General features: G+C 66.3%; 18 protein-coding genes. 16 read left to right on the top strand and 2 right to left on the bottom strand.

Annotated features, from left to right (window positions below):
• Positions 1 to 74 precede the first annotated feature (74 nt).
• Positions 75 to 5,225, top strand: a complete 5,151-nt coding sequence (locus ACWV8V_RS06365) for an ESPR-type extended signal peptide-containing protein (RefSeq protein WP_455899251.1) — start codon at positions 75 to 77, stop codon at positions 5,223 to 5,225.
• 341 nt (positions 5,226 to 5,566) lie between these two features.
• Here ACWV8V_RS06365 and ACWV8V_RS06360 read toward each other — a convergent pair whose 3' ends face one another.
• Positions 5,567 to 7,957: an ATP-binding protein gene (locus ACWV8V_RS06360; protein ID WP_455899250.1), complete on the bottom strand. Its 2,391-nt coding sequence runs from the start codon at positions 7,955 to 7,957 to the stop codon at positions 5,567 to 5,569.
• Positions 7,958 to 8,204: 247 nt separating this feature from the next.
• Between ACWV8V_RS06360 and ACWV8V_RS06355 the strand changes: the two genes are divergently transcribed.
• The 15 genes from ACWV8V_RS06355 to ACWV8V_RS06285 all read left to right on the top strand — a co-directional run bounded on the left by ACWV8V_RS06355 (position 8,205) and on the right by ACWV8V_RS06285 (position 20,441).
• Positions 8,205 to 8,840 carry a LuxR C-terminal-related transcriptional regulator gene (locus ACWV8V_RS06355; protein ID WP_259259940.1) on the top strand — a complete coding sequence of 212 codons (636 nt, stop codon included), beginning with the start codon at positions 8,205 to 8,207 and terminating at the stop codon, positions 8,838 to 8,840.
• 152 nt (positions 8,841 to 8,992) lie between these two features.
• Positions 8,993 to 11,623, top strand: a complete 2,631-nt coding sequence (locus ACWV8V_RS06350; RefSeq protein ID WP_455899249.1) for a fimbria/pilus outer membrane usher protein — start codon at positions 8,993 to 8,995, stop codon at positions 11,621 to 11,623.
• On the top strand, positions 11,620 to 12,177 hold the full coding sequence (locus ACWV8V_RS06345) for a fimbrial protein (RefSeq protein ID WP_121036918.1): 558 nt from the start codon (positions 11,620 to 11,622) through the stop codon (positions 12,175 to 12,177). Before ACWV8V_RS06350 ends, ACWV8V_RS06345 begins: the two co-directional genes overlap by 4 nt.
• Positions 12,178 to 12,180: 3 nt before the next feature.
• Entirely contained in the window at positions 12,181 to 12,714 is a 534-nt protein-coding gene (locus ACWV8V_RS06340; protein WP_121036917.1) for a hypothetical protein, read from the top strand.
• A gap of 5 nt (positions 12,715 to 12,719) precedes the next feature.
• Positions 12,720 to 13,262 (top strand): fimbrial protein, encoded by a 543-nt coding sequence (locus tag ACWV8V_RS06335; protein ID WP_455899248.1) that lies wholly within the window; start codon positions 12,720 to 12,722, stop codon positions 13,260 to 13,262.
• Between the two features lie 8 nt (positions 13,263 to 13,270).
• A complete protein-coding gene (locus tag ACWV8V_RS06330) occupies positions 13,271 to 13,801 on the top strand; it encodes a fimbrial protein (protein WP_183073632.1) in 531 nt (176 codons plus the stop codon).
• 142 nt (positions 13,802 to 13,943) lie between these two features.
• Positions 13,944 to 14,339 carry a hypothetical protein gene (locus ACWV8V_RS06325; protein ID WP_455899247.1) on the top strand — a complete coding sequence of 132 codons (396 nt, stop codon included), beginning with the start codon at positions 13,944 to 13,946 and terminating at the stop codon, positions 14,337 to 14,339.
• Positions 14,336 to 14,875, top strand: coding sequence for a fimbrial protein (locus ACWV8V_RS06320; protein WP_455899246.1), 540 nt, complete (start codon positions 14,336 to 14,338; stop codon positions 14,873 to 14,875). The genes ACWV8V_RS06325 and ACWV8V_RS06320 overlap by 4 nt, the downstream gene beginning before the upstream one ends.
• Before the next feature lie 38 nt (positions 14,876 to 14,913).
• Complete coding sequence (locus ACWV8V_RS06315; RefSeq protein ID WP_455899245.1) at positions 14,914 to 15,408, top strand: fimbrial protein; 495 nt, start codon at positions 14,914 to 14,916, stop codon at positions 15,406 to 15,408.
• A complete protein-coding gene (locus ACWV8V_RS06310) occupies positions 15,405 to 15,947 on the top strand; it encodes a fimbrial protein (RefSeq protein ID WP_455899244.1) in 543 nt (180 codons plus the stop codon). Before ACWV8V_RS06315 ends, ACWV8V_RS06310 begins: the two co-directional genes overlap by 4 nt.
• Before the next feature lie 76 nt (positions 15,948 to 16,023).
• Positions 16,024 to 16,542: a fimbrial protein gene (locus tag ACWV8V_RS06305; protein ID WP_152154291.1), complete on the top strand. Its 519-nt coding sequence runs from the start codon at positions 16,024 to 16,026 to the stop codon at positions 16,540 to 16,542.
• A 79-nt stretch (positions 16,543 to 16,621) separates the two neighbouring features.
• Positions 16,622 to 17,362 carry a fimbrial biogenesis chaperone gene (locus ACWV8V_RS06300; RefSeq protein ID WP_183073630.1) on the top strand — a complete coding sequence of 247 codons (741 nt, stop codon included), beginning with the start codon at positions 16,622 to 16,624 and terminating at the stop codon, positions 17,360 to 17,362.
• A 50-nt stretch (positions 17,363 to 17,412) separates the two neighbouring features.
• Complete coding sequence (locus tag ACWV8V_RS06295; RefSeq protein ID WP_455899243.1) at positions 17,413 to 18,327, top strand: fimbrial protein; 915 nt, start codon at positions 17,413 to 17,415, stop codon at positions 18,325 to 18,327.
• Between the two features lie 211 nt (positions 18,328 to 18,538).
• Positions 18,539 to 20,095 (top strand): EAL domain-containing protein, encoded by a 1,557-nt coding sequence (locus ACWV8V_RS06290; protein ID WP_259259942.1) that lies wholly within the window; start codon positions 18,539 to 18,541, stop codon positions 20,093 to 20,095.
• Between the two features lie 100 nt (positions 20,096 to 20,195).
• On the top strand, positions 20,196 to 20,441 hold the full coding sequence (locus tag ACWV8V_RS06285) for a hypothetical protein (RefSeq protein ID WP_259259943.1): 246 nt from the start codon (positions 20,196 to 20,198) through the stop codon (positions 20,439 to 20,441).
• Between the two features lie 20 nt (positions 20,442 to 20,461).
• Here the strand turns inward: ACWV8V_RS06285 and ACWV8V_RS06280 are convergent, their stop codons facing one another.
• Positions 20,462 to 21,181, bottom strand: a complete 720-nt coding sequence (locus tag ACWV8V_RS06280) for a GntR family transcriptional regulator (protein ID WP_259259944.1) — start codon at positions 21,179 to 21,181, stop codon at positions 20,462 to 20,464.
• Positions 21,182 to 21,215: the final 34 nt, after the last annotated feature.

Raw genomic sequence — 21,215 nt, 5'->3', positions numbered from 1 at the left:
TTCTGCTACCGCGGCACCGCCGTGGACGGCAACGCTTTGCCTTTTTCTTTTTTTGACCCATGGAGTACTTCAGCGTGAACCACATTTACCGCCTCATCTGGAACACCGCCCTTGGCTGCTGGATGGTCGCCAGCGAGCACACCAAGGGCCGCGGCAAGCGCGCCAGTGGCGCACGCGCCGTGGCAACCGCCGCCGTTGCGCTGGTGCTTTCGCTTCCGGTCATGGCTGCGAACGATGTTGCTGCGGACGATGCCGAAGAGCAGCTGCGGTTCACCGTGGTGCCGGAAGCCGTGATGTCGCCGTTCGCAGCGCAGGGCATCGCACCACGAGCCGTCGCGGGCATTCTCAGTGTCCACAATCAGACTGCGCTCACCTCCGATTCTTCCTACAAAAACGCGACGCTGAGCGGCGATCATTCCATCGTGCTCGGCTCGCGCTCCGCGGTGAGCGGCGGCTATTCGACGGCATACGGGAACCAGGTGGTGGTGAGCGGGCCCGATGGCAGTGCCTTTGGTTTCGGTGCCAATGCCGATGGTATAGGGGCCACTGCGTTGGGTGCGAAGGCGCGGGCGTCCCACTTTGCGTTGGCGGTTGGCTACTCGGCCTCCGCCACGGGCACTGCCGACGTGGCGATTGGTAATAAAGCTGTAGCATCCGGCACGTACAGCAACGCCATGGGTTACTCGGCGACCGCCACAGGCGCGAACAGCGTGGCCATCGGCACCCTCGCCAAAGGGGCAGCCAGCAGTGCCGTCAGCCTCGGCAACCGCGCCGAGGTCGCAGCCGCGGCGACAAATTCGGTGGCTTTGGGGAGTACCTCGAGCGCTACGGCGGCCAACACAGTGTCGGTCGGCAACGCGACGCTGAAGCGCAAGATCGTCAATGTGGCCGACGGCGCGCTCAGTGCCACCAGCACGGATGCCGTGACCGGCAAGCAGCTGCACGCCACCGACGGCAAGGTTACCGCCGTCGACAACAAGGCCGTTGCGGCGCAGACCACCGCCACCGCTGCGGCCACGGCCGCCAACAAGGCGCAGACCGGTGCGGACCTGGCCACCACCACCGCCAATACAGCCTTGGCAAAGCTGGCCAGCACGAGAGTCGAGCTGGGCGAGGGCGCCGCCGCGACCGGCACCCGCGGCACGGCCATCGGCACACGTAGCGCTGCCAGCGGGCGTCTGAACGCCATTGCACTCGGTACGGATGCCAAGGCCAGCGGCGATGCCTCGTCGGTGGCAATCGGCACTGAATCACACGCCGATCACCAATACGCCGTTGCCATTGGGCACCGCGCCAGGGTCACCGGCAACACATCCACCGCGATCGGGTATGAAGCGCTGGCGTCCGGGGCTGGCGTGACAGCCATTGGCCGGTCCGCCACCGGCAGCGCTGACTACACCGTGGCGCTGGGCCATAATGCCAAGGCAAGCGGTGCCAGCGCGATCGCATTGGGTCACGGTTCCGTTGCTACGGTAGCCAACACGGTGTCGGTTGGTAGCGCGAGCCAGCAACGCAAGATCGTCAATGTGGCCGATGGCGTGCTCAGTGCAGCCAGCACCGAGGCGGTGACCGGCAAGCAGCTGCACGCCACAGACGGCAGGGTTGCCGCCGCCGACAACAAGGCCACCGCAGCGCAGACCACCGCCACGACGGCAAGCACCACGGCCAACAACGCCGTTGCCAAGCTGACCAGCGCGCAGACTGCCTTGGGCAAGGACGCTGTCGCCACGGGTACCAATGCCACTGGCGTAGGCATCCACGCAAAGGCCTCCGGGGCCAATGCCACTGCACTGGGCACCGGCGCTGAAGGTGCTGGCTCCTCGGCGGTTGCTCTCGGCGCGGGCACCAAGGCCATGACCTCCGGCGCCGTGGCACTGGGACAGGCAGCCAGTGCCTCACAGGCCAATGCAATGGCCATGGGAGCACAGGCCTCTTCGACCAATAGCTACGCCACTGCGGTCGGCTATCAGGCCGCGGCCAGTGGCTCAAGCGCGGTAGCCATCGGCTCTGTCTCCAGCGCTGCGGCGCAACACTCGCTGGCGTTCGGCGACCGTGCATCGGTTGCTGCCACCTCCGCAGCGGGCATGGCGTTGGGCCGCGGTGCGAAGGTGGACGAGAACGCGAGCAAGGCCGTTGCGTTGGGTACTGAATCGGTAGCCACCGTGGCCAATGCGATCTCCGTTGGCAACGCGACTCTGAAGCGCAAGATCGTCAACGTGGGCGACGGCCTGGTGGCGGCCGGCAGTAGTGAGGCGGTCACCGGCAATCAGCTCAGTGCCACCAACACCAACGTGACCGCGGCCACCAACACGGCCAACACGGCGAAAGCCGACGCAGCCACCGCGCTGACCCAGGTCGGTGCCGTTGGTGGATTGATCCGCCAGACAGCAGCCAACGCCAATGTTCGCATCGGTGCCGAGAACACCGGCACGATCATCGATGTGCGCAACAAGAATGAAGCGGGCCGCAAACTGAGTGGCGTCGCCGATGGCGCGCTCAGCGGTACCAGCACTGAGGCGGTCACAGGCAAACAGCTGCATACCACCAACACCAACGTGACCGCTGCCGACAACAAGGCCACCGCGGCGCAGACCACGGCGACCGCCGCGGCCACGGCTGCCAGCAAGGCGCAGACCGGTGCGGACCTGGCCAACAGCCTTGTCAGCCAGGCCTCGGCTACGGGCAATGTCCGCTTGGGTGCGCAGAACACCGGCCGTACGCTGGATGTGCGTAACCAGGGCGGCCTGACCCGCACGGTGTCGGGTGTAACTGACGGTGCGCTGAGCGCTACCAGCACGGAAGCGGTGACCGGCAAGCAGCTGCACGCCACCGACGGCAAGGTGACCGCCGCGGACAACAAGGCCGTTGCAGCGCAAACCACCGCCACCGCTGCGGCCACGGCGGCCAGCAAGGCGCAGACCGGTGCGGACCTGGCCAACAGCCTGGTCAGCCAGGTCTCGGGCACGGGCAATGTGCGCTTGGGCGCGCAGAACACCGGCCGTACGCTGGATGTGCGTAACCAGGGCGACCTGACCCGCACGGTGTCCGGTGTGACCGATGGTGCGCTTAGCGCCACCAGCACGGACGCTGTGACCGGCAAGCAGTTGAACGCGACCAATCAGACCATCTCCACCAACGCGGCCAAGGTCCAGAGCCTTATTACCGAGGCATCGTCTACCGGTACGGTGCGCGTAGGTATCGGTAACGAAGGCGTACGCCTGGATGTACGGAACAAGGATAATCAGAGCCGCACGCTGACGGGCGTGAGCGACGGTGCGCTGAGCGCCACCAGCACGGAAGCGGTGACCGGCAAGCAGCTACACGCCACAGACGGCAAGGTGACCGCCGCCGACAACAAGGCCGTTGCGGCGCAGACCACCGCCACCGCGGCTGCCACGGCGGCCAACAAGGCGCAGACCGGTGCGGACCTGGCCAACAGCCTGGTCAGCCAGGTCTCGGGCACGGGCAATGTGCGCTTGGGCGCGCAGAACACCGGCCGTACGCTGGATGTGCGTAACCAGGGCAACCTGACCCGCACGCTGTCAGGTGTAACCGATGGTGCACTGAGCGCCACCAGCACGGACGCTGTGACCGGTGGCCAGCTGTTCGCCACCAACGAAGTGGTCAAGAACCAGCAGGAGGTGGTGGCCGGCAACACCCGGCTTATCGGCGATAACCGCAGCAGCATCGCCACGCTGCGCACCGACCTTGATGCAGCGACGGCAAATCTGGACTACGCGGTGATGTTCAACAAAGAGCGCACCGTGGTGGATCTGGGTAACGCCCGGATCAGCGGCCTGGCGGCGGGGGACATCAGCCGGGCCGACAGCAGGGAAGCGGTGAACGGGGGGCAGTTGTTTGCCACCAATGCACGTGTTGGTTATCTTGAGGACCAGCAACGCTACGTAGCGGTGGGTTCAGACGAATACAGCGAAGCGGCCCGCGCTGGTTGGGGCGGTGTTGCAATCGGCACTGGAACCGAGGCAGCGGTTGATGGCGAGGGCGCAACCGCTTTGGGGAGCTTTGCAAAAGCCGCTGGTGACAATTCAGTTGCGCTCGGGCGTGCTGCACACGTACATGCTGGATCTGCTGGCGGCTTCGCGCTGGGTACTCTTTCTCAGGTTGCCGTACAAAATGGTGTCGCATTGGGGACCGCAAGTGAAGTCCGAGTTGGGGCTCAAAGTAGTGTGGCGCTCGGTTATGCGTCCATTGCGACCGAATCCAATAGCCTGTCAATCGGCAACTCCAATCTCAAGCGCCGGATCGTCAACCTCGGCGCTGGTACCGCCGACGATAACGCGACAACCGTCGCCCAGCTCAACGGTGCGCTGGATGGTCTCGGCGGCGGCGCCAGCGTTGACGCCACCGGAGCGATCACGGCCCCCGAGTATGTCCTGAGCGGTGGCACCTACGACAACGTCGGTACGGCATTGCTTGCACTGGACTCCGCCGTTGTGACCACCAAGTCCGATGTGGATGCCTTGGGTAGTCAAGTCAACCGCCTGTTCCAGGAAGAGGCCAGCACCCGCACCGACGGCCCCGGCCGCCTGAACCTGGGCGGGGCCCACGGCATGGTGCTGGGCAATGTGGCCAACGGTCTGATCGCCTCCGGCAGCCGCGATGCGGTCAACGGCGGGCAGCTGTATGAGGTGCAGAAGAACCTGCAGGGCCAGATCGATACGCTGGAAGGCCGCGGCAGTGAGCCGGTCGCGATGATGGCCCGGATGGGTACGCCGGTGGACACCCCGGTGGACACCCCGGTTGCCAAGGTCGATGCGCCCGAGCCGGTGGTCAAGGCCGAGGGGGACAACGCCGTGGCCGTGGGCAGCGAAGGCAAGGAGCGCAGCGTCCGCCACGTGGCCAAGGGCACGGCCGATACCGATGCGGTCAATGTCCGCCAGCTCAATGACGTACTCACGCAGTCCAACGAGTACACCGATCTGGCGGTGGAGGGCTTGAACAAGCGCCTGGATGGCATGGACAGGCGCTTCAACCGGATGGCGGCGATGAGCAGTGCACAGAGTGCGATGGCGATGAACACCGCCGGCCTGAATACCTACAACCGCCTCGGCGCGGGTGTGGGCCATTCCGATGGCGAATCGGCACTGGCGGTGGGCTACCAGCGGGTGATGAACGAGCGTGGTTCGGCCACCTTCAGCCTCAATGGCGCCTTCACCAACAGCGGTGAGAAGACCGTTGGCGTGGGCGTGGGTATCGGCTGGTAAGCGACGCGTCGCATTGCTGCGGCTCCAATGGGCGGTCCGGGTCGGGATGACCGGGCGGCCCGTGCGGGCCGGTGACCCGGCGCGGTCCGCTTCTGGCGGGCCGCGCCTTTTCGTTAGTGGAGGTTTCTCATGGCCAAACCCAAACGCACATCAGCCGCGCGGTGGCTCACGCCCGTGCTGGCCCTCGACGCGTTGAAGAACGAATCACTGCTCGCGCTGCAAGGCGAGGGCGGCGGCTTCGCCGACGTCAATCACTACAGCACCGCGCTGTGGGAGATCGTGGATATCCATGCCGAGATGACCGAGGCCTTTGAGCGCGAGCACCGTTTCGTGACCGTGCTTCAGTTGCTGCTCCGGGGCACGCCGTCCACACCGTCGGCCGGGGCCGGGGCCGGGCTGAGACTGGCCACCAGTGCCCAGACCTGCGCATCGGCGGGGTCGCCGTTGATGGCATGCGCTTTCAGGCAGCGCTGTAGTTCGCACAGGGTGGGCACGGTGTCCACGTCGCCCACCAGCGAGGCCGCGCCCTGCATGCGGTGCGCCATGGCCAGCGCACCGCGCCAGTTCTGCACACGGATCGAAACCTCCAGCCCGGTCCGGTCGAGCTGCATCTGGTGATGGTAGATTTCCATCACGCTCACGCCTTGCTGTACGGGCACGACGGGCGCCTTCGCATCACGCACCGGTGCGCCGCTGGCGGCATCGAAGGCGACCCAGTCGATGGGCTTGCCAAGATAGACATCGACCCCGGCGCGGCGGTAGGCCGCGCGGTCCATCACGTCGGTGGCGGCGGAGACAGACAGCAGCCTTGCGGGCGGCCAATCGTGGCGGCGTTCGATCGCGCGGATCTCCTGGGCGATATCGCTGCCATCGGAGTCCATCAGGTCGCCATCCACGGTGATGATGCTAAACGGCCCCTCTTGATTCATGAGGCGGATCGCCGCGGCACCGGAGCTGGCGACGACCGTCTCGAACCCCAGCCCGCGCAGCCGGCGGACCATGATGTTGGCGATCGCGGGTTGATCCTCGATCACCAGTGCGCAGGCCACTTGGGGTGCAGAGGCCCGGAGGAGGGGCGAGGTCATCTCCGGGGCGGTATCGCCGAGTTGCCCGCGTAGCGTGGCCACGAAGGTCGCCCCCGATCCTGGCCGGCTGGAGACGGTCACGTCCCCGCCGCGCGCGCGCGCGATACGGCGGCACAGGGAAAGCCCGATGCCGGCGCCGTGTTTGAGCTGGCCGGTGCGGGTGGCGCTGAAAGGCTCGAAGATGCGTGCCATGTCGTGGGCTGGAATCCCGGGGCCGACATCGGTCACGCGAAGCACGACCGTTCCGGTGTGCCCGACGCCAGGCAAGAAGCAGAGCCCGATCGTCACCTCGCCGTGGTCACTGAACTTGATGGCGTTGGAGATCAGGTTGCTGGCGATATGGTGCAGGGCGCGCGCATCGCAACGCGCCTGCGGCGTAGCCTCACCGTCCATCTGCAGCACCAGGTGAAGCCCCTTGCAGCGGGCCAGCGGCCGCATCGCCGAGAGGCATTCGGCCACGATGCCGTGGGCGTTGTGCAGGAAAGCGGCATCGGCATGCTCGGGCGCATCACGGAACATGAACTCCAACGCGTTGGTCAGGGTGTGCTTGAGCGCATCGGCAGCCGACCGGGCCGATTGGAACAGCCGGTTGCGTTCGTCCGGGTCCGCCTCGGCCTCCAGCAGATCGATGGCTGAAATGACCGAGGCCGCGCCGTTGCGGACTTCATGATTGACCAGGGTCAGGATGCGCGCTGCACTGGCCTGGCGTGAGGCCAGTGAGCGCGCATTGCGCTGCGACTGGGCGACGGCCAGCAGGAACGCCAGCAGGAACAGGCCGAGCAGTGTGATAGGCACGCGGTAGTGGGACAGCACCGCCCGCAGTGTGGGTGGAGAGCGGTACAGCGTGTTCAACCAGCGCTCCAGGATGTCCTGGCGGGTATCCAATGGCAGCGAGAGGAAGGTCTGGTGCGCCATGGCAATCTCGCCGGCGCGCTGCGGCAGCGAGGCCACCCGCATCTCCACCGGTGGGCCATCCGAAACCAGATGCACCTCCAGCCGCTCGCCGAAGCGCTTGCGCGCCAGCGGCGCCAGCACGGCATCCACACCGAGCGCGGCGTCGATGCCACCGCTGTCCACCGCCTCGAGCATCGCATCGACGCTGGGCAGGGGATACACGTCGATACCGGGGAAGTGCTCAGCCAGATAGCCGCGATACTCCCCATGGCCGATCACGCCCACGCGCATCCCGCTCATCGCCGACAGCGCGCGAAAGGCCGCTGTCGGGCGCGTCACCATGACCGTGGCGCCGCTGTAGAAGGACGGCGAGACCGCGGCGGTGTCGGGCAGCATCTTGGCGGTGGAGGGCAGGGAGAAGGCCATTCCGTCCACCTGCCCGTTGTGCAGCAGCAGGACTGCACGCTCGATGGAGGGCGCGGTGACCAGCTTCAGCGTGAGCCCGGACAGCGCCTCGACTGCCTCCAGATAGGCACCGGGCCCGCCTTGCGCGGCATCCCCGGCCAGGCCGTGCTGGCTGGCCATCTGCGGGCCGATGGCCAGGCTGAAGGGCGTGCGCTGTGCCGTCGGGGAGGACAGGACCAGCCAGAGCAGGCTGCCGGCGGTAGCGAAGGTGGCCGTGAGCCATGCCACGCGCCACGGGCTTTGTCGCCGGCCGGTGGTGCGGAAAGGGGAGGAAGCACGCGGGTCCATGCACCAGTCATCCGACAAAAATATCCCCCACAGATACGCCGGCATCGCACGGCGGGGTATGCAACAAGTACGAAAGATCCACCCAGCATGGCGTCTCCGCAGGCCGCGTCACAAAGCCATACCCGTCGCCTCCCGGCGTTCATATGAACCCGATTTTCATAGTGCTTGCATGGCGATGCGGTTCCCGATTCGTCATGGTGATCGAAGGACGGGGCTGGCGTCAGCGCCCAGAGGGAATGGACACTCCATGGCAACACGCATTGTGGTCATCAGTGACCACCCGCTCACAGTGTTTTCCCTTTGTTGCCTGCTGGGCAGCGTGCCGGGGTGCCGGGTGGTTGACGATGCCGGCAGTTGGTCGGCATTCCGCGAGCGGGCCGGGGAGGATGCGCCCGAGTTGGTGATCCTCGATCTGCCTGCCTGCATCCGTCAGGGTGCGGAGGCAGTGGAGATGATCGGTGCCGTGCGTGGGCAGACCAGCGCAGCGGTCATGGTGTTGACCGACAGCGCCCACGCCGACGGGTTGGCGAACCTGCTGGACGCCGGGGCATCGGCCATCGTGCAGCGCCGCGCGCCGCTGGCGGTTTATCTGGACGCAATGACATCCGTCATTGCCGGGCGCCGCTATGTGCATGACGGCTGGGCGGAACGCACCCTGGAACAGGACGCACCGCGGCAACCCCCTTTGTCGGCGTTGTCGCGATGCGAGCGGCAGGTATTGGCGCTGATCGCCAAGGGCAACTCGGTCAGTGAGATCGCCGGATGTCAGGCCAAAACCGTCAGCACGGTGAGTCGGCAGAAGCGCACGGGGATGCGTAAGTTAGGCGCTGCAAATGACAGAGAGCTTTTCGATTTACTGCGCGCGCATCCAACAGATCGCTGACTGAATGGAACTGGCGCCAGGCTGAACAATTGCAGTGGCGCCGCTGTTTTTGCAAGTCGTTGCATGTACCTGCCCGCAGGCCGCTGCCACTCTCGCCGCACTTCCGCTGACCTGGTCCCGCTTTGAGCGGGCAACACCCCGTGCCGATACGCATGAGCCCATCGCTTTCCCATCGCGCGCCGCATCGGCAGCGTCGGGGAGGCGCGCGTGTCAGCACATTGGCGGCGGCGCTGGCCGGCTGCTGGCATGGCCTGGCCATGGCCAGTGGCAATGGGGCGCCGGTGGAGCTGGCATTCAATGCCGATTTCCTCATGGACGGCGCCAGCGATGCCGATCTGGAGCGCTTCCGCCACGGTAATCCGGTTGAAGCGGGCGAATACGATCTGGACGTCCACCTCAATGACAGCTTCCTCGGCCGTCACGGCATCACGTTCCATCCCGGCGCCGATCCTCTGCGTGCCGAGGCCTGCCTGCCGCGCACGCTGCTGGAAGACGGCGGCGTCAAAGCCGAGCACCTGCAGCAGGACGTGCGCGGTTGCGTGCCGCTGGTCGGCCGTGTTGAACACGCCCAGGCGCATTTCGATACCCACGCGCTGCGCTTGAACCTGAGCGTACCGCAGCAGGCGTTGGAGACCCAGGCGCGTGGCACGGTCAACCCGGGGCAGTGGGACCCTGGTGTCACCGTCGGCATGCTGGATTACGACTTCAACGCGCAGCGCAATGACAGCGGTGTGGCAGCGTACGCAGGCCTGTCCTTCGGCTTCAACCACGGGCCGTGGCGGCTGCGCCATCGGGGCACATGGCGGCGGCACGAGGGCGACAGCGGCTACCAGGCCGGGCACACGTATCTGCAGCGGGATGTGGTGCGCTGGCGCAGCCAGTTGCTGGTGGGGCAATCCATGACCACCGGCGAACTGTTCGACAGCATCGCCTTCACCGGGGCGCAGCTGTCCAGCGATGAGCAGATGCTGCCCGATGCCCTGCGCGGTTATGCGCCCCTGATCCGCGGCATGGCCCGCTCGGCGGCTACCGTCACCGTGCGCCAGAGTGGTTATGTGATCCATGAGATCCGGGTGGCAGCCGGGCCGTTCCTGATCGATGACCTGTACCCCTCCAATTACGGCGGCGATCTTGACGTGGTGGTCACCGAGGCCGATGGCAGCGAGCAGCGCTTCTCGGTGAACTTCGCCGCGGTGCCGCAGGCACTGCGGCAAGGTGCCTGGCGCTACAGCCTGGCGGGAGGGCGTCGACGCACCTCCGGTGAGCACGATGGGCTGTCCGACCCGGTGTTCTTCCAGGGCACCTGGGGCAGGGGCATGAACAACTGGCTCACCCTGCTCGCCGGTACGCAGGCCACGCAGGGCTACCACGCCGCACTGGCTGGCGCGGCAATCAACACGTCCATTGGCGCGTTCGGCGCAGACCTGACGCACTCGCAGGTAACGCTCAATGGCCATGGCGTGCGCCGGGGCAACAGTGTGCGCGTCAACTACCAGCGGCACATGGCCAGTACCGGCACCAACATCGGCTTGGCCACCTATCGCTACAGCAGTGGCGACTTCGTCACCCTGGAAGAGGCGATGCAGTGGCGCGCCAAGCCGGGCGACGCGTCCGGCCAAGCCATCCTGCAGCGCGCCAAGCGCCGCATCCAGCTGGATTTCTCGCAGCAACTGGGCACGCGCTCGTCTGCCTTCGTGCGTGCCAGCCATGTCAGCTACTGGGGAGCAGGCCAGGCACAGACCGACTACCAGATCGGCCTGCAGAGCCGTTGGCGGCGTGTCAGCTGGAGCCTGAGTGCGATGCGCGTGCGCTCGAGCACCGGCCGCCGTGATGACCAGTTCCAGGCACAGTTCGAGGTGCCGCTGGGGGGCGCCGAGCGCCCGGCCTCGGTCAGCCTGTCGCTGGCGCAGCAGCAGGGAGGCACCAGCCAGTATGTCAATGTCAGTGGCCGGGCCCCCGGCTCGCTGCCGGTTGACTACGGCGCGGGCCTGTCGCGCTCGCCCGATGGCAGCAAGAGCGCCAATCTCAGCGCGCAGCTGCAGACACCGCTGGCGCGCGTCAGTGCCGGCTACATGTACAGCGAGCACGATCAGCGGATCACCGCCGGTGCGTCCGGTGCGGTGGTATGGCATCCGGGCGGCCTCAATCTGGGGCCATCGCTGGGCAACACGTTCGGCATTGTTCGCGTGGACGGTGGCAAGGGGGCCCGCGTCGGCATCAACGGCGCCAAAGTGGGCCGCAACGGCTACGCCCTGTTGCCCGGCCTGAGCCCGTACCGCTGGAACGAGGTGACCATCGCCTCGGACGGCCTGTCACTGGACCTGACGCTGCTGCAGAACAGCCGCCGGGTGGCCCCCACGGCGGGCGCAGCGGTGGCGCTCTCGTTCGAAACGCAGCAGCGGCACGCCGCGTTCGCCTACGTGACCCACCCCGACGGCAGCGCGCTGACCCACTTCGGCAGCCAGGTGTACGACAGCGAAGGCGCCGTGGTCGGCGTGGTGGGGCAGGGCGGCATTGTCCACCTGCATGCGCCGATCAACGGTTGGCTGACCGTGGGCACCGGCACCACGGTGCACTGTGCGATGCAGTTCAGCCAGGCCGAGGTGCGCAGGGAGCGCGGCCAGCGCTGGGCCGAATCGGTCTGCCAGGACAGCGCGACCACGGCCGGTGATGACCACCAGCCCCCTGCTGCACCAGCACCACCCGTAACACCCCTCATCGAGCAGGCCGCCTCCGCGGCTGATCTCACCGTTCCTCTTATTACTTCGACAGGATATCCATGACCACCACCTTCGCATACGCGGCCCGGGCGGGCACCGCGCTCATCGCCCTGGCGCTCACCGCCTTTCCGGCGGCTGCACAGAGTCGCGCCACCGCCAACTTCGCATTGACTGGCCAGATCGAGGCCGGCACCTGCGCCATTGGCGCAGTCAACCGCACCATGCCCACCGCCTCGGCCAGCGACTTTCCCAATGTCGCGGCCACCGCCGGCGGTGCGACACCCAGCTTTGATACGTTCAATCTTGCGCTGACCGGCTGCAGCGGCGTGACCGGTGCCACGATCACCTTTGGTGCGGCCGCCGATGCAGCTGATGGCCAGGCCGACGCGTTCAAGAACAAGGCAGCGACCAACCCGGCGCCGTATACCGGCCTACTGTTGAAGGAGACCAACTGCGCCACCGGCGCAACCGTCACGCCGGGCAAGACCTTGAACCGCACTTTCGCCACCGCCACCCACAACGTGCCGTTGTGCGCGCAGTACTACAAGCTCGCGGGCGGGCTGGTCACCAAGGGCGCGATCAGTACGGCCTTCACTCTCACCGTGACGTTCCTCTGAGCCATGGCAAGTCTGCATCCGTTACTGCTGCTCGGCCTGGTGCTGCCCGGAGCCGCGCTGGCCCAGGCGGGGGGCACCGCCAGCTTCGCCATGGGCGGGCAGATCGAGGCCGGTACGTGCGCGGTGGGCTCTGTGGCCAGGACGTTGCCTGAGGTGACGGCCAACGTCTTTCCGCAGAGCGCAGAGGGAACCGCTGGTGTCCCATCCAGCTACACGGCGTTCGCACTTTCTCTTACCCGCTGTGCGGGTGTGCTGGGCGCGGAATTCGTGATGGGCACCCCTGCCGATGGCGAGCCAACGCATAGCAATCTGTTCCGGAACAAGGCGGCGGATGCAGCGCCGTTTGCCGCCATCTGGCTGAAGGCGGGCACCTGCGCGTCCTCAAGCACGATCACGCCCGGCGCGCCGTTCTCCCGTGATTTCTCCACGCCGGAGTACGAGCTGTTGCTGTGTGCGCAGTATGCCAAGTACCGCGGCGGCCTGGTGACCCAGGGCGGCATCAGCACCGATTTCACCGTGACGATTACCTACCGATGAGGGTCATGATGCGCATAGTGTGCCTCCTGCCGTTGCTGATGCTGGTGAGCGTGCTGCCTGCGCGTGCGCAGAGCACCGGCACATCCAACGTCGCGCTTACGGGCCGGATCCAGCCGGGCACCTGCACGGTGGCGGCGGTCAATGAACGCTTTCCAACCGTCATGGCGAACACGTTCAACAACAATCCCGCAAGCGAGAACAGCAATTCCGCCAGCTGGCTACCGTTCAATCTCACATTGACCGGTTGTGCAGGAGTGACCGGCGCAACGCTGGTGTTCGGGACAGCCGCAGATGCAGAGCCATCCCGCGCGTCGATGTTCCGGAACAAGGCTACGGCGGATGCCGCACCGTACGCGGCTATCTGGCTGCGGCCCACCACCGATTGCGCCACTGGCGGAACCATCGCGCCCGCCAGTACGCGCAACGAAACCATCAGTGGGTCGACCCACGAGGTGCCGCTGTGCGCGCTGTACGTCAAGCTTGCCGGCGGCGTGGTCACGCGGGGTGCGATCAGCACCCGCTTCACCGTCACGATCACCTACCAATGAGGGCGCGCATGACCCTCGCCAAGGCGCTGGTCACCGTGCTGCTCGCGGCGCCGCTGCCGGCGGCGGCACAGGAGATTTCGAGGGCGCGCATCGATCTCAACGGCACGCTCCTGGCCGGTACGTGCACCGCGACGGCCGTGTCGAAGAACATGCCCGCCGTGGGCGTGAATGCTTTCCCGCAGACCGCCGCCGGCAAGGGGGGGGCCGCGGCCAGCTATACCGATTTCACGATCAATCTGACGGCCTGCTCGTCCGTCACCGGCGCGACGTTCGTCTTCGGCACCGATGCGGACCGTCACGCCACCGAGCGCGACAGCTTCCGCAATAAAGGCGCTGGTGGATCGCCCTACATCGCCATCTGGTTGCGCGGCAGCTGCAGCGCGGGGCCGACCTATCAGCCTGCGCAAGCCGTCACGAAGACCTTCACCACAGCAACCTATTCGTTTCCGCTGTGCGCTCAGTACTACAAGTCCGCTGGTGGCCTGGTCACGCAGGGCCCGGCCAGCACCAGCTTCATCGTCACGATCACCTATCAATGAGACCGGGATGAACCTTCTCAACTGCCTTCCGCTACTGGCCCTGTGCGCCTGCCCGTTGGCTGCGGCGCAGAGCACCGTGCGCGTTGATCTCAATGGAAGCATCCAGGCGGGTACCTGCACAACGGCTGCGGTAACCAAGACAATGCCCGCCGTCAAGGCCAGTGCGTTCCCGCAGACCGCTGCCGGCAAAGCGGGGGTGGCGGCCAGCTACACCCCATTCGACGTCGCATTGACCGGGTGTTCCGGCGTGACCGGCGCGAACTTCGTGTTCGGCGCGGCTGCCGATGCCGAGCCCCAGCAGACCGACAGCTTCCGCAACAAGGCCACCAATGGTGCGCCCTTCACCGCCATCTGGGTGCGGGAGACGGCGGCGTGCAGCACCGGCGCCACCGTGCGCCCGGGAGCGACCCTGAGCAAGACCTTTGCCACGGCAACGTACACGCTTCCGATGTGCGCCCAGTACTACAAATTCGCCGGCGGCCTGGTCTCGATGGGACCGCTGACCACCACCTTCACCGTCACGGTGACGTACCGATGAGCACGCATCTGCTTTCCCCGCTGGCGCTGGTTGGGATGCTCGCCTGCGGCGCCGATGCAGCGGCCCAGAACAGTGCCCGCGTCGATCTCAACGGCAGCATCGATGCCGGCACCTGCTCGGTGGCTGCCGTGAGCAAGACCATCCCCGCGGTGGGTGCCAATGTCTTCCCCCAGGTGGCAGGCAACACCGGCTCGGCCCCGGCCAGCTACACGGATTTCGAGATCGCCTTGACCGGTTGCTCCGGCGTTACCGGAGCCACGTTCCAGATGGGGGCGGTGGCCGATGCCAGCACCCAGGCCAATGTGTTCCGGAACAAGGCCACCAATGGCGCGCCGTTCACCGGCTACTGGATCAAGGAGGGCACCGGCCGTTGTACGGCGGGCGCCACCGTCGCCCCGGGCGCATCCATCACCAAGAACTTCACGACTGCCACGTACCAGCTCTATCTGTGCGCTCAGTACGTGAAGATCGCCGGCGGCCTGGTGACGATGGGCCCGCTGTCCACCAATTTCACCGTCACCATCACTTACCGCTGAGGCCTTCCATCATGCGATTTCCTGCCTGCATTGCGATCATGGCGTCCGGGCTCCTGCTGGCTCCCGTGCACGCACAGAACGTCAGCCTGACCGGGACCGTTCGCCCGGGTACCTGCACGCTCAACAATCCCACCCACACCATGCCCGCGGTGAGTGCCGACAAGTTTCCGGCCACGGCCGGCGGTGGGGTGGCGGACAGCTACACGCCGTTCTCACTGGCGCTGACGGCCTGCAGCGGCGTCAAAGGTGCGCGGCTCACCTTCGGCGCCGCCGCCGATGCAGCACCTGCACCGAATGCCACGATCTTCCGCAACAAACTGACCACCGGCGCTGCCCCCAATACCGGCATCTGGCTGCAGCAGGGCGCGTGCTCGGCCACCGGTACCACCGTGGCGCCGGGCAGCACGCTCGCCCGCACCTTCACCGGTACCCATACCGAAGCGTTGTGCGCGCAGTACACCAAGGTCGGCACGGGTGAGGTCACCGCAGGTGACATCAGCAGCACCTTTACCGTGACTGTCGATTACCAATGAGCCGCACGCGCGCCAGCGCAGCGCAGCGGTGCCGCAGTGCCACCGCGCTGTGCGTGATCCTCCTGCCCTGGCCGCGGCCTGCGTTGGCCGACGGTGTGGTCGATCTGGCCGGCAGCGTGCGTCCCGGCACGTGTGAGGTGCACACCGAGGACCAGGCCAAACGGGTGGACCTGCCCAGGGTGCAGTTGCACGTGATCGGGGCGGCCACCGGGGTGGTGGCCGCCACGGCACTGGACTGGGAGTTCCGCCTGGTCAATTGCCGCGGCGTGCGCCGGGTCGCGCTGGTGTTTGCCGGCCCCCCGCATGCCGCCGGTCAGCCGCAATACGCCAACCACGGCACTGCCACCGGCGTGAGTCTGCACTTGGTGGAGCAGGGCTCGGAGGCCGTGATGCCGGCCGCCGGTCATCACGCCAGCCTGGCAGTGGCCAGCGGCGCGGCGACATATCAGGGCCGCAGCTACTTCTATCGGCACAACGGCAGCCCCCTCCAGCACGGCAGCTTCAAAAGCGCCGCCACGGTCGTGGTGACCTACGACTGAAACCTACGCGCCGATCTGTCGCTTGAGCAGGCCGGACCACTGCATATCCCTCAAGCCCACTTCAAAGGAATTTCCCATGAAACGACCCATGACCGCCCTGCTGTTCGCCGCCCTGCTGCTGCCCGCGCTGGCCTCGGCCAACACCATCGATTTCGACGGCGAGCTGGTGGCCAGTACCTGCACCGTCACGGCGGCGGCGAAGGTGGACGTCAAGTTCGGCAAGCTGGATGTATCGGCATTGTCAGCCGCCGGCAATGAGACCGGCCGCGCCTCGATGCCGATCACGCTCACCTGCCCGGGCGCAGCGCCCACCGGCACGGTGGCGGTGCGCTTTGAGAGCCCCACGCTTGGGGACAACGCCACCGGCAACCTGCGCCTGACTGCCGCCAGCACCGCCAAGAATGTGCAGATCGGTATCGACAACGCCGCCGGCACCCGCCAGATCATCAATGGCCTGCCGACCGCCGATTCGTTCGTGCCGATCACCACCGGTGCGGTGAAGCTGGACTACACCGCGGTCTACGTTGCCGTTGGCGGCGCGGCCGGTGCGGGCACCGCCAAATCCAATGCCACCTTCACGGTTGCCTATCCCTGATCCCACGCAGCCCGGGGCCGCAGCTGCGGCTCCGGCGAGGCGGGCGCCCGGCCAGGCCGGGCCTGACTGGAGTTTCCTCATGCATCGCTTTTCTTTCCGCCCGCTGTTGGCCGCTGCCTTGATGGCCGGCGCATCCATGGCCATCGTTCCCCACGCCCATGCCGGCGTGGTGATTGTCGGCACCCGCATCATCTTTGATGCCAACGATAAGGACCGCACCATCCAGCTCAACAACCAGGACGATGCGCCCGCCATGGTGCAGGCCTGGATCGATGCGGGTGACGCCGACGCCAAGGCCAGCGAGATCCGGGTGCCGTTCGTGCTGACCCCGCCGCTGGCGCGCATAGAGCCGCGGCAGGGCCAGTCGCTGCGGCTGCTGCATACGCCGCAGGCGATGCCGGAGCTGCCGACGGACCGTGAGTCGGTGTTCTATTTCAACGTGCTGGAGATTCCCCCGCGCCGCGAGGCCGCGCCGGATGAGAATCTGCTGCAGCTGGCCGTGCGCAGCCGGATCAAACTGTTCTATCGCCCGGTGGGCCTGGAGGGCAAGCCGCGCGAGGCGGCCGCCAACCTGCGGTGGAGCAGAGGGCGCGATGCCGATGGTGAGTACCTTGAGGCGCACAACCCCAGCCGCTATCACGTCTCGCTTGCGACGGCCTCGGTGGGCGGTGCCAGCGTGACCGAGCCGGGCATGATTGCGCCGGGCAGTTCGCTGCGGATGGCGCTGGACAAGGCGCCGGGTGCAGGGCAGGCCGTGCAGTTCGACTGGATCGACGATTTTGGTGGGCACCTGAGCGCGTCGGCGGCGCTGGCGCAGTGAGCAGGTGGGCCGCGGCAGGCCTGCGATGGCGCGGCTGGCTGGCCGCCAGTGTGCTGCTGGTGCTGAGCGCGCCGGCGTGGGCGGATTGCAATGCGAGCAACCCCGGGGTAAGAGCGCTCGCCGCGCCCACCAACGTGCCTTTACCGGCGATTGGCCAGACGGTATCGACCAGCAACGGCACCAGTTTTACGTTCTCAGGGTGCTCCAAGGGGATCCGTATTCACCTCACGATGTCGGCCGGGTCCACGGATGCGGCCACCCTGGCCCATTACAATACATACAGTGCCAATGTGTTCGGCGTGCGGGTTCGGGTGAACGGCGTCCTCAGGCCTCTGGGCACCACAGACATCATGAGCGCACCCTCGTCAGGGACCTATTCGGTGGCATTCGAGGTCATCCGGCGTAATGGCACCACGGTTACTCACGACAATCGAGCGCCCAACATCTCGGTGTGGATCTGCGAAGTCAATTCGTATTCGGGTTGCCCCAGCGTTGACGCCAGCACGTTCCGGACCGACTTTACCTTCGGCATGCTGCCGGGGTTCTGCCGCCTGGCCAATCATGCTCCACCTTTGGCGGACGTGCGCGCGACGGACCTGGGGGCAGTGAACAGTACGGTCACTGCCAATGCGGGGTTCATCATGCCGCTGACCTGCACGGGGGCGGTCACCATGACCACCAATGTGCGCTTTACCCTGCGCGATGCCCACACCACGGGAAGCACGAGCAACCTGCTGGCGGCGATCCCGGGCAGCACCACCAGTAAAGGCCTGCAGCTTCAGCTGTTGCGCAAGAATGCCTCGGGCACTTACGTGGTGCAGAACATGGGATCGAGCTGGACGCAGGCCAAGACGGCCGCCAACGTAACCGCGCCGTTGGATTTTGCCGTGCGCTACATCCGCACGGGCGCATTGACCCCGGGCACGATCGGCAGCGCGGTGACGTTGACGATGGACTATCCGTAGTGGAGCGCACGTGGGCGAGTGTCTGTCCTGCGACAGCGCAGGACAGTCATACACAACGCGATAAAGGTGCACCACGGTGTAAAACTCGCCTATACAATAGGGCGGGCCTATCGGTTAACGCCGCTGCATGCGGGTGCCGCGCCCCATCGCTGTCACTGCAGATCGCCGTCTCGCAACGCCCCTCGCCCTTCCTTTCTGCTGGAGTTGGACGTTGTCACGATCCTCGATCGCACACAGCTACCGTATCGCGCTGGAAGGCCGGGCGCCTTTCGTCACACTGACGGCGGTGGTGGTGCTGGCGGTCACGCTGTTGACCGCGCAGGCGATGCTGGTCCAGCGCGACCGTGCGGTGTTGGATGCCTACGCGGATCGTTTGCTGTCGCAGGCAGAAGCCGTCGCCGCGGCGTCAACGCTCGCACTCGATCAGGCCGCTGCGTTGGTCACCGCGCCGTGCACCTCTGCGGATCTGGCCGAACTGCGCCTGCTGGCGTTCAAGTCGCGCTATGTGCGCGATGTGGGTCGGCTGCAGGACGACCGCTTGGTCTGCTCGGCGGCGTGGGGCGTTCTGGCCGCGCCGGCACGGATGCCTGAACCCGACCGGCGCGTGCGCGGCTACCGGCTGTGGGGGAGCGTGTCGGGGATTGTGGATTCCCGGGTCGCCGCAGACATGTCCGCCAAGGGCGACGTCATCGTCACCACCTCGCCGAGCGCCTTTGACCGCGTGGACCAGCTGGCCTCGGGCATGGGCGCGCTGCTGCTGACCCGCGATGCCGGTCATGTGTTCCAGCGTTTCGGCGATGTCACCGCACTGGATCCATCCCGTCAAGAAGCCTGGAGCGATCTCGGCAGTACGCGGCACTCGCGCCGCTGCAGTGCGACGTTCGATATCTGCGTGGCGGCGCGTGCGCGCCAATCCAGTCTGCTCTCCGAATCGCCGTGGATAGTGATCGGGCTGTGTCTGCTGGGCGGGTTCGCCGGCAGTGGCCTGGGTCTGCTGATCAGTGCATCCCAGCGCAACCACCGTTCGTTGCCCAAGCAGCTGGAGCGGGCGATTCTGGGCGATGGCCTGACCCTGGTGTATCAACCGCTGCGGACGTTGTCCGATCGCCGGCTGGTCGGCGTGGAGACCCTCTCGCGCTGGTGCAACGAGCAGGGCGAGCCGGTGCCACCGGATACCTTCGTGCCGATGGCCGAGCGCCAGCGCCTGGGCGGTGCACTTGCACGGCAGGTGGTGCGCAAGGCGCTGGCGGAACTGGGCGACCGCCTGCGCGATGACCCGACGTTCTACGTCAGTTTCAATGTATCGGCGACCGATGTGGTCGATGCCGCGTTTCGTGCCTACCTCAATGCCGCCACGGCGCAGTCCGGCATCGCCCGGCAACAGGTGGTGCTGGAGATCACCGAGCGCTCCACCACCCGCCATCACGATCTGGCCGACGGCATGACGCGGCTGCGCGAGGACGGATACCCGTTCTACATTGACGATTTCGGTACCGGGTACTCCAACTTCGCGTATCTGGCCGAGCTGCCGCTGGATGCGATCAAGATGGATCAGCGCTTCACGCGCGCGATCGGCACCGGCTCGGCGATCAGCCAGATCATCGAGGCGATCTGCGTGATGACGCGGACCCTGGATATCGGCTTGGTGGTGGAGGGGGTGGAGACCGAAGAGCAGGCGCAGGTGATGGTCGAGCTGATGCCCTCTGCCGTTGCGCAGGGCTGGTTGCTGGGCCGTCCGGTACCGGTGGATGCGTTGCCGGTGGACTGACTGGTCATGCGCGATGCTCTCGCCGCCCTCACGATCAATCCACGCGCTGCTGCCGCGCAGCTACCTAAGATCGGGGCACCCCAAAGGATGTTGCCGCACCATGACGACCGCACTGCAGGATCTCGACGCGCTTGAACCCATCGATATCGACGGGCTGAAGGCACAAGGCGTGCCGCCGGTCGCCCAGTATCTGGTGGATCAGGAGAAATTCGTGCTGCTCGGCGGGAAGCGGGGTATCTATCGTCTGGCCGGGACGGACACGGTCTGCTATTTCACCAGTCTGGATCAGATCCGCCTGCATCTGCTCGGTCAATCGCTGACGCGGTTGACGGTCGAACTGGTGTAAGGCCCCGGAGGGCAGGGCGCTTAGACGCCACCCTGCCTGGGCAGCGGCGCGGGCACATTCAATTGCCCGCCTGCGGCGACGTACGCGGCCAGCGCCTCGCCCTGACTGAGCAGGTGGCGATTCATCATCTCCTCGGCGGCTTCGGCATCGCGGTTGCGGATGCACGCCATCAACGCGCGATGCTCTTCCAGCGACTGTGCCATCCGCCCGGGAGTCAGCAGCTGACGGCCGCGATGCATCTTCAGGATGCGATGCAGGTCATGCGTCACCCGGATCAGCCACGGATTGCCGGCATGGGTCTGCAGGCTTTCGTGGATCAGGTAATTGTTTCGGTAGTACTCGGCCAGATCGCCACCGGCGGCGGCCACTTCCATCGCATCGTGCAGGGCCTGCAGTTGGTCGATGCCTGCATCGTCGACACGCTTGACCGCTTCGTGTACACAGCGGCCCTCCAGCATCGCCATCACCGGGAACAGCTGGTTGAGATCTTCCAGCGTGAGCCGGGTGACGCGGCTGCCACGCCCTGCATCCAGCTGGACCAGGCCTTCGGCCGCCAGCAGCTTGAGGCTTTCGCGCAACGGGGTACGGCTGATGCCCAGTTCTTCGGCAAGCATCGGCTCATCGATCCATTCACCCGGCGGCAGTTCGTAGTCGTAGATCTTCTGGCGCAGGCGCTCGGCGACCTCTTCATAGAGCGGCACGCGTTTCTTCGACAGACGGGGACCAGGAGCCAGAGGCATGGCAGGAGTTCTTGTGCAGGTGTGCAGCATTCTA

The organism is Stenotrophomonas sp. Ker107b (assembly GCF_053847245.1).
This window is presented reverse-complemented; position numbering and strand designations above follow the sequence as displayed.

Coding starts and splice junctions, on each gene's coding strand:
- ACWV8V_RS06360 (WP_455899250.1), bottom strand. CDS start 7,957: ATGGACCCGCGTGCTTCCTCCCCTTTCCGCACCACCGGCCGGCGACAA.
- ACWV8V_RS06355 (WP_259259940.1), top strand. CDS start 8,205: ATGGCAACACGCATTGTGGTCATCAGTGACCACCCGCTCACAGTGTTT.
- ACWV8V_RS06350 (WP_455899249.1), top strand. CDS start 8,993: ATGAGCCCATCGCTTTCCCATCGCGCGCCGCATCGGCAGCGTCGGGGA.
- ACWV8V_RS06345 (WP_121036918.1), top strand. CDS start 11,620: ATGACCACCACCTTCGCATACGCGGCCCGGGCGGGCACCGCGCTCATC.
- ACWV8V_RS06340 (WP_121036917.1), top strand. CDS start 12,181: ATGGCAAGTCTGCATCCGTTACTGCTGCTCGGCCTGGTGCTGCCCGGA.
- ACWV8V_RS06335 (WP_455899248.1), top strand. CDS start 12,720: ATGATGCGCATAGTGTGCCTCCTGCCGTTGCTGATGCTGGTGAGCGTG.
- ACWV8V_RS06330 (WP_183073632.1), top strand. CDS start 13,271: ATGACCCTCGCCAAGGCGCTGGTCACCGTGCTGCTCGCGGCGCCGCTG.
- ACWV8V_RS06325 (WP_455899247.1), top strand. CDS start 13,944: ATGCCCGCCGTCAAGGCCAGTGCGTTCCCGCAGACCGCTGCCGGCAAA.
- ACWV8V_RS06320 (WP_455899246.1), top strand. CDS start 14,336: ATGAGCACGCATCTGCTTTCCCCGCTGGCGCTGGTTGGGATGCTCGCC.
- ACWV8V_RS06315 (WP_455899245.1), top strand. CDS start 14,914: ATGGCGTCCGGGCTCCTGCTGGCTCCCGTGCACGCACAGAACGTCAGC.
- ACWV8V_RS06310 (WP_455899244.1), top strand. CDS start 15,405: ATGAGCCGCACGCGCGCCAGCGCAGCGCAGCGGTGCCGCAGTGCCACC.
- ACWV8V_RS06305 (WP_152154291.1), top strand. CDS start 16,024: ATGAAACGACCCATGACCGCCCTGCTGTTCGCCGCCCTGCTGCTGCCC.
- ACWV8V_RS06300 (WP_183073630.1), top strand. CDS start 16,622: ATGCATCGCTTTTCTTTCCGCCCGCTGTTGGCCGCTGCCTTGATGGCC.
- ACWV8V_RS06285 (WP_259259943.1), top strand. CDS start 20,196: ATGACGACCGCACTGCAGGATCTCGACGCGCTTGAACCCATCGATATC.
- ACWV8V_RS06280 (WP_259259944.1), bottom strand. CDS start 21,181: ATGCCTCTGGCTCCTGGTCCCCGTCTGTCGAAGAAACGCGTGCCGCTC.